Source organism: Nocardia vulneris, assembly GCF_001613425.1.
In the GTDB taxonomy this organism is placed as follows: Bacteria; Actinomycetota; Actinomycetes; order Mycobacteriales; family Mycobacteriaceae; genus Nocardia; species Nocardia vulneris.
In genome coordinates this window covers 17,395-28,462 of the sequence record NZ_BDCI01000025.1, presented here as the reverse complement: position 1 = coordinate 28,462, position 11,068 = coordinate 17,395, and the positions used below count along the sequence as shown (strand labels likewise).

Genomic DNA, 11,068 nt, shown 5'->3' with positions numbered 1-11,068 from the left:
AACGCGCGCATCCTGACCGCCCCGGAGATCAAGAAGGCGGTCCTGCAGATCACCGGCGGCTTCGACCCGCGCACTCTCGAACATCGTTGGCGCTACGCCGAAATCGGCAACAGCGTGAACATCGGCATGGCGGTGGATCCGAAGAAGCTCGGCTCCGACCTGCTCGCCCAGCTGTGGGTGGCGCCTTCGCGGGGCACCACGGTGGCCGTGCGGCTGCGGCCGGGTAGTTCGGCCGAGGCGGTGAGCATCGGCGCGGCCTGGCGGTTGACGGCGCGTGAGCTGCCCGAACGCAGCAAGCTCGCCGGCATGGTCTCGATGAACGGACGGCACCGCGACGGACTGCTCGCCCATCTGCCGCTCGCCGTGCCCGGCGTCGACGGCACGGTGCCGATGAGCGAATACCCGATCGAGGTGATCGACGCGCTGCACCTGCCCTCCTCGGGCTGTGGCCAGCTGATCGGCTCGGACGACGAGGGCAACGGCGTCGCGGTGCGGATCGTCGGCACCGGCATCTCGACGGTGTACGTGGCGGGCGAACTCTATCTCGCCCAGCAGTTGGTGTTCCGCGCGCTCGCGGTCGGTGAGCGGGTGCTGATCCGCACCGACCGGGCGCACGCCTGGGAGAACCTGGTCACCACCATCGGCAATCCGGAACGGCTGACCCTCGCGGTCGAAACGCACCAGTCCGACGCGGGTTTCACCGCGACCGTGGTGGACGGCGTGCTCGCGCCCGCCCCGCACGCCGGTGTCACCACGATCTACGTCACCGGCGATCCGATGGGCTGGCCCGCCACCCGGCCGGACCTGTCCATCCATCAGCCGGCGGCGATCGGCAATCACGTCATCCTGCGCACCGGCACCGCCCAGGTGGACCTGACCCTGGTCTCCATCCCGCGTGAGGCCACCTACATCGGCCACCCGCGCGGTCGCCGCGGCGCACCCGTCGGCTGACGCCGCACGCGTTCCTGCACGGCGCCGCACACATTCGTCGGCGAAAATCGGGCCCGGCGCGTTGAAATGCGCGCGTCAGGCGGGGTACGGGTCGGTCGCTCGCGCCGCGTGCAGAGTTCTTGCCCACCAGGACAATTGGCGAAGCATGCGGGCGGCGGCGTCGATCGCGGCGCCGTCCGCGGTCTCCCCTGCCGCATCGAACCGCTTCTTGGCCTGGTGGAAGCTGACCGTCTCGCGGATCGACACCATGTGGATCTCCGCGACCACCTGACGGAGTTGCTCGACCGCGCGCAGTCCACCGGACAGTCCGCCGTAGGAGACGAATCCGATGGGCTTGGCCCGCCATTCGTGCTTGGCGGTGTCGAACGCGGTCTTCAGCGCGGCCGGGTAACCGTGGTTGTACTCGGAGGTCACCACGATGAACGCGTCCGCGGCGGCCAATCTGGTGCGATATTGGACCACTTCCGGGGTTTCAATCAGTTCGGTCGGCAACAAAGTGTCCGCCAGATCGATGACACCCGTATCGAACTCGTCGTGCGCGCGTAATGTGCGCAACAGCCAGTCGGCGACCACCGGAGCGAACCGCTCCGGACGCACACTGGCCACGATGACCTCGAGCCGCAATGGAGTGTCCACCGCGCGAGCTTAACCCGCGCACCGCGGCCGCTTGGTCAGCTCACAGGTGGTCGAGACCGTCCGGTTTCGCTTGTGCTGCACGGGACGCGAGCTCCTCGGGCAGACCGAGCTTCGCCGGACCCATCGGCCGCGCAGACGACCGAATCAGGCACGATATGCACTGGATAGCCGCCTGACCGTGGCATAGTGTTCGACTTCGGGGAGGGGGATTGTGATAACCGGACGCTGGTTGCTGATCGAGACGCTCGGTCATGTCGACACCTGGTCGCTGCTCGCGGTCGGCACCGCGCCGCGGGAGTGGAAGTCGTTCCAGCGCGCGGTGTCCACCCGGTTGCAGCCGTTCATCGCGGCCGCCTACACCGGTGGCACGGTCATCGATCAGGAGTTGCCGCAGTCGCGCCACGACTGGTCCGGGCAGCACCTGCGCGCGGTACCACTACACGGGCCCGACGGCCGCGTGCATGCTGTGCGGCTGTGGGTCGGCAGCGCGGAACCACCGGAGCCGGTCGGCGTGGCGGCGTTCAGCGTCGACGCGCGCAATCGCCGGATCGAGGCGCTCTCCTACGATCTCGGCGCGAACTTCGACAACGAGCACAACATCTGGATCGGTGCAGAATCCTTCGAGATCATCGAACGTTTCGACGGCGCACTCGAACTCGTCGCGACACTGGCCCGATCCACGCCGGGCGTCCGCTGGCTCGACACCGCGACGGTGCGAGCGCGCACCGGCCCGCGCACCCTGCTGCTCGCCGCGCACAATCCGGACGAGAACCGCTACCACTGGCTCGGTTTGGCCGTCGATGTCACCGAAAGCGTTGCTCCGCAGCGTAAATCGTTCGAAGCGGCGACCTTGGACCTGCTGCGCGGCGCGCAGCCGAACCTCTACCTGGCCATCGTCGATCTAGCCCAGATCCGGCTCATCCGCTGGGTCACCGAGCCCGTCCCCGCGCTGCGCTGGGGACGGGGCATCGACGAACGCACCGTGCCGCATCCGGCCGACCGGGCACGCATCGTCGCGGCGCGCGACGACATCCGCGCCGGCGTCGAACGGGTGACGCTGACCGGGGTCCGCCTGGCCACCGACAACGGCGACTGGCTCGTCGCCGACCTCGAGGCCTCGCCGCTGCCCGGCGGCACCACGGGCGCGGCCGTGCCCGAGTTCGCGCTGGTGCAGCTGGACCTCCCCGCGCACCCGGCGTGATCAGCCGCCGGTGGCGGCGGTGGCCTGCGCGGCGGCGAACTCGGCCAGCCCCTGGGCGGGCGGTGTCGTAGGCGCGAATCCCAGCGTGCGTTTGGCTCTTTCGATATCGGCCACGAAATGGCGGACGTCGGCGATGCGGTATTGACCGGTGACCACGGGCGGCGGTCCCCCGCGAGCCTTGGCCATGATCGAGGCGAGCTCCCACAGCGTGATCGGCCAGCCGGACGCGATATTCAGCGGCACGAACCCGGGCAGCGCTCGCTCGATCGCGGCGAGCAGCGCCGCGGTGGCATCGCGGACGTGCACGAAGTCCCGGACCTGGCCGCCGTCCTCGAACACGTGCGGCGCGCGGCCCTCGTCCAGCGCGGCCCGCAACTGCCCGACCAGCCCGGTCCGCGCGCCGTCACCGTAGACCTGATGCAGGCGCAGCGCGGTCACCGCGCCGCCGACGCCCAAACCCCAAGCGAACGCGTAGTTTTCCTGGGCTGCCTTGCTCGCGCCGTAGCTGCCGCGCGGCCGCAGCGGCGCATCCTCGCCGACCGGCTCCCAGGTGAGCACCTCACCCGTGCGCGGGGCGCGATGATCGAACAGCCCTCGATCCAGGTCGGCCCGCCTGCGCAGGCCAGGGAAGAACGGCCCGCCGCGCACACTCCGGTAGCGACCCTCGCCGTAGACCGTGATCGAGGAGGCGAGCACCAGCCGGCGCACCTTCGCCTGCTCCATCGCACCCAGCAGCGCCGCGGTACCGAGGTCGTTGTGCGTCGCCATATCGGCCGGGCTGCCCGCGCTGACCGCCGCGAGATGACAGACCACGTCGATCCCGGCGAGCAGCGGCGCCAGCGCCGCGCCGTCGCGCACGTCGACCCGCGAAACCCCGTCCGGCGGTTCGGCGTTCGGGCCGTGCACAGCATCGAGCAGCAGGTCGATGCCGATCACCTCGTGCCCCGCGGCCGCCGCGGCCGCGCGCACATGTGTACCCAGGAACCCGGCCGCGCCGGTGACCAGAACTCTCATTCACCGCACCTCTGTTCGGCACCCCCGCATGGTCACGGTAGCGCGAATGGCAGCGACACCCCGGTATGAACACGGCAACGGTCACAGGTGTCGGTCTCGGTGACCGCGGCGACCGAGCGGCGGATCAGGTCCTTGAACGGGGCCAGATTGCGCTTGAACTCGGCGAAGACGTCGACCGCGTGCACGCCCGCGCCCTCCTCCAGCCCGGCGTCTAGGTCGGTCACCAAAGCCACTGCGGAATAGCACATTTCGAGTTCACGGGCGAGCACCGCCTCGGGATGCCCGGTCATGTTGACCAGATCCCAGCCCTGCCCGGCGAACCAGCGGCTCTCCGCCCGGGTGGAGAATCGCGGGCCCTGCACGACGACCATCGTGCCCGCACCCTTCATCGGCAGCGTGTCGTCCGCGGATTTGATGGTGGCGGTGCGGAGTTCGTCGCAGTACGGATCGGCGAACGACACGTGCACGCCGCCGCCGTCGAAGTAGGTCTGCGGGCGGCCCGAGGTGCGATCGACCAGCTGATCCGGCACCACCACGGTGCCCGGGCCCCAGTCCCCGCGCAGGCTGCCCACCGCGCACGGCGCGAACACCCGGCGCACGCCGAGCGAGCGCAGCGCCCACATATTGGCCTGGTAGGGCAGCGTGTGCGGCGCGAACTCGTGATTCTTGCCGTGCCGGGGCACGAAGGCCACCGGACGACCCTCGACCGCACCGATCGCGATCGGTGCGCTCGGCGCTCCATACGGCGTCTCGACCTCGACCTGGGTCGCCTCGTTGTCGAAGAAATCGTAGAACCCACTCCCGCCGACGACGGCGAGCGCGGGCCTGGCATGCGAACTCATGGCCGCAATTCTCCCGTCCCGGCCCGCGAGCCGAGCAACGGCCCCCGCACCGGCCGTGCGCGCGGTTGTCGGTGCCGTCGGCGATGATGGACGGCATCGGGGCGCAACACGGCGCCACCGGCGCTGACCTGACAAGCCGGTCCGGGAACTGTACCCTAGGGGGGTATGAATCCGGTCCGGTCACGGACCGGCAATCGACGAGGAGAGCACCGGTGGCACCCACCCCGCAGGAGCACGACGCGCACGATCACGCGGCACACGGCTACATCACCGCGAAGGACGACTACCTCAAGCGGCTGCGCCGGATCGAGGGGCAGGCGCGCGGGTTGCAGCGGATGGTCGAGGAAGAGAAGTACTGCATCGACATCCTCACTCAGGTCTCCGCGATGACCAAGGCACTGCAGGCGGTGGCGATGGGCCTGCTCGAGGACCACATCAGCCACTGCGTCGTCGATGCCGCCGTCGCCGGCGGCCCCGAAGCCGAGGCGAAGATCAAGGAGGCGACCGACGCCATCGCGCGCCTGGTCCGCTCCTGATCAGCCGTGCCACCTCCGGTAGACCGCCGCGGCGCCGGGGTGCAGCGGAATGGGGGCGGTGCTGATCAGGGAGCGGCCGTCCAGGAACTGGGTGCCCGCCGCCTCGGTCGGCACCAGCGAATCCGCTTGATACACCAGTAGTTCCACGATCGAGGCGGCGGTATCGGCAGGCAGGCCCGCCGCGACCAGCAGCAGGTTCGCCACGCCGATGGTGTGCACCGCCGAACCACCGGGGTAGGCGTCGGCGGGGATCTCCACCCGGTCGTATACCGGACCGAACCGCTCGCGCATGGGGGCCGCCAGTTCACCCATGTCCACCAGGCGCATGCGCGCCGGCACCTGGAGCACCATCGTCGGCACGCCGCCCGCCCAGAGCAGCGCGTCCGACTCGTCGGCGGCCAGCGCCGTCACCGCTTCGCGCAGCGGCCGATGCGAAACCGCCACGTCCGTCGCGGGATCCAGCCCGGCGACCCGCAGGATCCGCTCGCCGGTCAGCGCCGCACCCGACCCGTCCGCACCCAGATTGATCCGCGCGCCGCGCAGCTCGGCCACGCTGCCGATCCGACTGTCCGACCGCACCACGAGCTGCAGATAGTTCTCGTACACCCGGCCGAGTGCCAGCATCCGGTCCGCGCTGTCCCCCACCGAATCGGACAATGCCAGCGCCGCATCCACCTGCCCCTGGGTCAACAGCGTCAGATTTTCCTGCGACCCCGAGGTGGTGACCCGCTCGATCCGCACCTTCCCCGACCGCGCCGCCGCGGCCGACAGCAATCCCGCGAACGCATGATAGAAACCACCGACCTCCCCCGACGCCATCCGCACCAACGGACCACCGCCGCTCGGCCCACACCCGGCCACGCCCGCCGCCGCCACCCCGGCCAGCGCCAGGAAACCCCGTCGCCGCACGGTCATCGCATCCTCCCCGCACGGTGCGCGGCACTGCCCCGGGTTCGGCCCGGACACGCATCGGGCGACCGAAGCGACTCGGCGACAGGGCTTTCAGCCGATCCGCCGGCCCAACCATGGGTGACGATTCGTCCGCGCAAAACTGCTCGAGTCCCGTGCGCCCGTAGCCTGCGATTCCGACCGCCCAGCGGCGCGCATGCACTCCATCGACGCAGCGTCACCCGCGCGATCCACACCCAAACATTCATCGCGACACCGGATTCGATCATCCGCGCAGTCCACATCCAAGCCTTCAACGCGCCAACGGACCCGATCACCCACGCAGTCCATGCCTGAGCCTTCACCGCGACACCCGACCGGACCACCCCCGCGGTCCACACCCAAACCTTCACCGCGCCAACAGATTCGACCACCCCCGTGCTCATTCCAGCACCGCTGCAGGTAGGCGCACCCGGACCGACAGGCCGTGGGGTCGCACGGGTTCGACGGTGAGTGTCCCGCCCCGGGCCTGCGCGAGCGCCGCGGCGATGGGCAGGCCGAGGCCGGAGCCGCCGCGCACCGCTGTCGACCCGCGGTAAAAACGGGTGGTGAGCTTGGCGATCTCGTCGGACGGCACGCCTGCTCCGTCGTCGTGCACGGTCACCGTGACCCAGCCGGGTGCGACGGCGACCACGATCTCGGTGCGCGCGCCCGCCCCGGCATAGCGCGACGAATTGCTCAGCGGCACATCGAGGATCTGGGCCAGCACGTCCGCGGACACCGCGACCTCGGCGTGCGCGACCGCCGGTGCGACACTCAACTCCTGACCGGACGATTCGTAGGCCGAACACCACGCGTCGAACCGGTCGGCGACCACTTGCACGGCGTCGCAACGGCTCTCGGCCTCGGCGAGCCGGGCGGCATCGAACGCGGCGGGCGTCTCGGCCACGGCGAGGGCGAGCAAGCCGTCCAGCAGCGCGGCCAGCCGCTCCACCTCGGCACTGGCACCACGAAAGGTGGCCGCCGCGTCGCCCGGTATCGCGGGCTCCAGCGAGTCGAGTCGTATCGTCAAGGCCGCCAGCGGGTTCCGCATGGCGTGCGCGGTGTCGGCGACGAGCTGGCGCTGCGCCTCCACCGAATCGGCGACGGCCAGCGCCATCGCGTCGAAAGATTCCGCCACAGCCCGCATTTCGGGCGGACCGCCGTGATGGCCGGCGATCGACACCGGCGGCCCGGCGGCGACCTGCCCTGCGGGCGGCTTCGGCAGAGTCGCGGTGAGTTCGGCGACGGCGCCCGAGAGCGCCGCGAGCGGCCGCAGCACCCAGCGGCTCAGGGTCAGCGCCAGCAGCGTGAACAGCGCCATCGCACCGGCACCGCCGAGCAGGATGAACCCCCACGTCCGCGCGATATCGGCCCGCGCCCGCGCGGTGGACGCCTGGATCACCACGGCCCCGCCGACCTGCACCCCGGTCCCGATCGGCCGGGCGATGAGCACCGTCCGCGCACCCCACGGCGTCAGCTGGCCGGGCACGTGCGGGCGCTGGTTGCGCCGCGCCGCCGCCACGGCCGCGCCGATCCCCGGATCGTTCAGGCTTGCACCGCCGTTGGCGGTCGTCGCACCCTTGGCGTCCACGATCAGCACGTTCTCGCCGTACAACTCGTGATAGCGGCCCACCTCATCCGACAGCGCACGGCTGTCCCCGGTGGTCGCGGCGGCGGCCGCGAGATTCGCGAAGCGATCGGCATCGCCGGAACGAGCGAGCACCAGCGTCTGGGTCCGGCTGGTCGCGACCGTCAGCGACAGCGGAACGGCGAACGCCAGCACCGCGATCGCGGCGAAGACGGTCAGCGCGATGAGTAGGCGGCGGCGCACGCCCTGCCCCTGATCACTGCCCCCACCGATACCCGTAGCCGCGAATGGTGGTGATCAGTCCCGGCCGATTCAGCTTGGCGCGCAACCCCGTCATGTGCACGTCCAGCGACCGCGACACGGCGACGAACGCGTCGCCCCAGATCCGGTCCATCAGCTGCTGGCGGCTCACCGCGGCCCCCGGCCGCTCCACCAGCGCCTCGACCAGTTCGAATTCCTTCTGCGTCAACGTGATCGGCGTCCCCGCCACCTCGACCAGCCGCGCCTGCAGATCGACCCGCACGTCACCGGTGACCACCACCGCCTGGGTGGGCTGGGCCGCCGCGGCCGCCCGCCGCGTGACGGTCTCCAGGCGGGCCATCAGCTCCGCGATCCGCGGCGGCTTCACCAGATAGTCGTCGGCGCCGCCGCGCAGTCCGCGCACGATCGAACGTTCGTCGCTGCGCGCGGTCAGGATGAGCACCGGCACCTGACTGACTTCGCGCAGCTGCCGCAGGATCTGCAAGCCGTCGGCGTCGGGCAGGCCGAGATCGAGAATGACCGCGTCGTAACCGCGGTGCGCGGTCAGCAGATCCGCGCCGCGCCGCTTGCGTTCCGCGCGGTAGCCACGGGCGTTGAGCGCTTCTACCAGCGCGTCACCGACGCCGTCGTCATCTTCGACCACCGCAAGCCGCACGCGCCGATCCTCCCATAACGGGTGGATCGGCGCGTGTGCCGGGCGGTCAGTCACGCACAGTGGCCAATTGACGATCCGGCTCGGCCACCCTGGCGCCGACCCCAGTGTCGGCGGTGGTGGTGGCGCCCTCGGCGTCGATGGTCGACGACGTCGAGGTCTCCCGCATGAAGAAGTACGTGACCAGCGAGATCAGGATGCACCCTGCGACGTACCAGAAGTACACCGACTCGTGGTTCGCCTTCTTCAGCGCGAGGGCGATGGTTTCCGCGGTGCCGCCGAAGATGGCGACGGTCAGGGCGTAGGGCAGGCCGACGCCGAGGGCGCGGATCTTGGTCGGGAACAGCTCGGCCTTCACGATGGCGTTGATCGAGGTGTAGCCGGTGATGATGACCAGAGCCAGCATCATCAAGGCGAACGCGGCCAGCACATTCGTGGTGTGCGCCAGCACCGTCATGATCGGCACGGTCAGCAGCGTGCCCGCGACGCCGAAGAAGATGAGCAGCTTGCGCCGGCCGATCCGGTCCGACAGCGCGCCCGCCAACGGCTGCAACACCACGAACACCAGCAGCGCGATGAAGTTGATCCACGCGACGGTGCCCTTGGAGATGCCCGAAGTGTTGATCATGAACTTCTGCATGTAGGTGGTGTAGGTGTAGAAGGCCACCGTCCCGCCGAGCGTCAGCCCCATCACCAGCAGGCATTCGCGCGGGTACTGCAACAGCATCCGCAGCGAACCGCGCGCGGCTTCCGGTTTCGGTGCGCCCTCGTGCGCCGCGGCAGCGGCCGCAGCCTGGTCCTTACCGTGCTGATAGGCGTGCTCGGTGATCCCGTCCGTGACGAACACCCGGTTGTCCGCGTCCGCGGCGGCCCGGAACTGCGCGGACTCGTCCATGCCGCGGCGCAGCCACATCACGATGAGCGCGCCCGCCGCACCGATGACGAACGGAATGCGCCAACCCCAGTTGTTCATTTCGGCGCTGGTGAGGAACTGCTGCAGGACGATCTGCACACCGAGCGCGACGAGCTGACCCGCGACCAGGGTGACGTACTGGAAGCTCGAATAGAAACCGCGCCGGCCGGAGGAGGCCACCTCGGACAGATACGTCGCGCTGGTGGCGTATTCGCCGCCGACCGAAAGTCCTTGCAGCAGGCGGGCGATCAACAGGGTCGCCGGTGCGGCGATACCGATCGTCTGGTACCCGGGAGTCACCGCGATCAGCAGCGAACCCGCCGCCATCACCGTCACCGAGAGGGTGAGCGCCGACCGGCGGCCGAACTTGTCGGCGTAGCGGCCGAGCAACCAGCCGCCGATCGGGCGCATCAGGAAGCCGACGGCGAACACCGCGGCCGTGGACAGCAGCTGCGCCGTCGGATCGTCCTTGGGGAAGAACGTTTTCGCGAAGTACACGCTGAACGCCGCGTAGACGTACCAGTCGTACCATTCGACCAGGTTGCCGATCGAACCGCGCAGCACGTTCGCGACGACCCGGCGCTCACCCGCGGGCTGTGTCGTAGTCACAAGATCTCCTTCTTCGACGCCTCAGCGCGTCAGCAAGAACGAGTGTGTGGCCAGTCACAGGCCCGGGGGAACCGTCCGGGTCGCTTTCTAACGTTCCCTTAGGGGTATCGCGTCAGGAGCGCAGCAGCGGCGCGAGGGTGCGCAGGGTGGCGAGGTAGTCGTCGTCCAGGGCTTGCACCGCGACGTGGTCGGCGCCGGCGTCCAGGTGCGCGATCAGCTGCGCGGCGACCGCCTCCGGCGTGCCGTGCGCGACGACGGCGTCGAAGACGCGACCGCTCGGATCGGCTACTTCCTCGTCGGTGAAGCCGAGCCTGCGCAGGTTGGAGACGTAGTTCGTGAGGCCGAGGTAGAAGTTGACCGTCTGCTCGGCGGCGGTACGCGCTTGCGCGTCCTCGGACAGGAGAACCTTGTGCTCGGTCGCGAGCAGCGCGTCCGAGCTGATCACCGGGCGAGCCTGCGCGGTATGCGCGGCGGGCACGAAGTAGGGCAGCGCGCCGGCGGAACGTTCCGCGGCCAGCTTCAGCACCCGCGGGCCGAGCGCGGCGACGGCCCGACGCTGCACCGGGACGTCGGCGGCATCGAGTTCGTCCAGGTAGTCCACGAGCGCGTCGTAGGGCTTGCGGTAGTCACCGGCGTGCTCCGGGTGACCGACACCGACACCGAGCAGGAACCGGCCGGGGTACTTCGCTTCGATCCGATGGAACGACGCGGCGGCTTCCTTCGCGGGCGTCGACCAGACGTTCACGATGCTGGTGCCCACCGAGATCGTCTCGGTCGCCGCCAGCAGCGGCTCGACCGTGTCCAGCTCGCCGGGCGGCGACGCGCCCAGCCACAGCGTCCCGTAGCCGAGCTGTTCCAGCTCCCGTGCGTCCTCCGGGCTGAACCCGTTGTACGCCCGCCATACACCGAACCGTCCGAACTGATCAAAGGTCATG

General features: G+C 69.9%; 10 protein-coding genes and 1 pseudogene. 3 read left to right on the top strand and 8 right to left on the bottom strand.

Translation table 11 applies throughout. From position 1 onward, the window contains the following. Positions 1-951 (top strand): annotated as a pseudogene (locus NVU01S_RS44305) (type VII secretion protein EccE); the annotation flags it as partial. A gap of 75 nt (positions 952-1,026) precedes the next feature. On the opposite strand, the gene NVU01S_RS27000 reads toward NVU01S_RS44305, so the two are convergent. After that, positions 1,027-1,587 (bottom strand): NADPH-dependent FMN reductase, encoded by a 561-nt coding sequence (locus NVU01S_RS27000; RefSeq protein WP_043677297.1) that lies wholly within the window; start codon positions 1,585-1,587, stop codon positions 1,027-1,029. Between the two features lie 211 nt (positions 1,588-1,798). Between NVU01S_RS27000 and NVU01S_RS26995 the strand changes: the two genes are divergently transcribed. Further along, positions 1,799-2,788 carry a GAF domain-containing protein gene (locus tag NVU01S_RS26995; RefSeq protein ID WP_043677299.1) on the top strand — a complete coding sequence of 330 codons (990 nt, stop codon included), beginning with the start codon at positions 1,799-1,801 and terminating at the stop codon, positions 2,786-2,788. Here NVU01S_RS26995 and NVU01S_RS26990 read toward each other — a convergent pair whose 3' ends face one another. Together NVU01S_RS26990 and NVU01S_RS26985 are read right to left on the bottom strand one after the other, a co-directional pair. Next, complete coding sequence (locus NVU01S_RS26990; RefSeq protein ID WP_043677302.1) at positions 2,789-3,802, bottom strand: NAD-dependent epimerase/dehydratase family protein; 1,014 nt, start codon at positions 3,800-3,802, stop codon at positions 2,789-2,791. Between the two features lie 32 nt (positions 3,803-3,834). Then, on the bottom strand, positions 3,835-4,644 hold the full coding sequence (locus tag NVU01S_RS26985; protein ID WP_043677305.1) for an S-methyl-5'-thioadenosine phosphorylase: 810 nt from the start codon (positions 4,642-4,644) through the stop codon (positions 3,835-3,837). A gap of 212 nt (positions 4,645-4,856) precedes the next feature. On the opposite strand from NVU01S_RS26985, the gene NVU01S_RS26980 reads away from it, so the two are divergent. Then, positions 4,857-5,180, top strand: coding sequence for a metal-sensitive transcriptional regulator (locus tag NVU01S_RS26980; protein WP_029903264.1), 324 nt, complete (start codon positions 4,857-4,859; stop codon positions 5,178-5,180). On the opposite strand, the gene NVU01S_RS26975 is transcribed toward NVU01S_RS26980, so the two are convergent. The 5 genes from NVU01S_RS26975 to NVU01S_RS26955 all read right to left on the bottom strand — a co-directional run bounded on the left by NVU01S_RS26975 (position 5,181) and on the right by NVU01S_RS26955 (position 11,067). Beyond that, positions 5,181-6,095 carry a TAXI family TRAP transporter solute-binding subunit gene (locus NVU01S_RS26975; protein WP_043677307.1) on the bottom strand — a complete coding sequence of 305 codons (915 nt, stop codon included), beginning with the start codon at positions 6,093-6,095 and terminating at the stop codon, positions 5,181-5,183. It lies immediately after the preceding gene. 415 nt (positions 6,096-6,510) lie between these two features. Next, positions 6,511-7,941 (bottom strand): sensor histidine kinase, encoded by a 1,431-nt coding sequence (locus NVU01S_RS26970; RefSeq protein WP_043677309.1) that lies wholly within the window; start codon positions 7,939-7,941, stop codon positions 6,511-6,513. 13 nt (positions 7,942-7,954) lie between these two features. Continuing rightward, positions 7,955-8,614, bottom strand: a complete 660-nt coding sequence (locus NVU01S_RS26965) for a response regulator transcription factor (protein ID WP_014981775.1) — start codon at positions 8,612-8,614, stop codon at positions 7,955-7,957. A 46-nt stretch (positions 8,615-8,660) separates the two neighbouring features. Continuing rightward, entirely contained in the window at positions 8,661-10,133 is a 1,473-nt protein-coding gene (locus tag NVU01S_RS26960) for an MFS transporter (protein WP_043677312.1), read from the bottom strand. Positions 10,134-10,245: 112 nt separating this feature from the next. After that, entirely contained in the window at positions 10,246-11,067 is an 822-nt protein-coding gene (locus tag NVU01S_RS26955) for an LLM class F420-dependent oxidoreductase (protein WP_043677314.1), read from the bottom strand. Position 11,068: the final 1 nt, after the last annotated feature.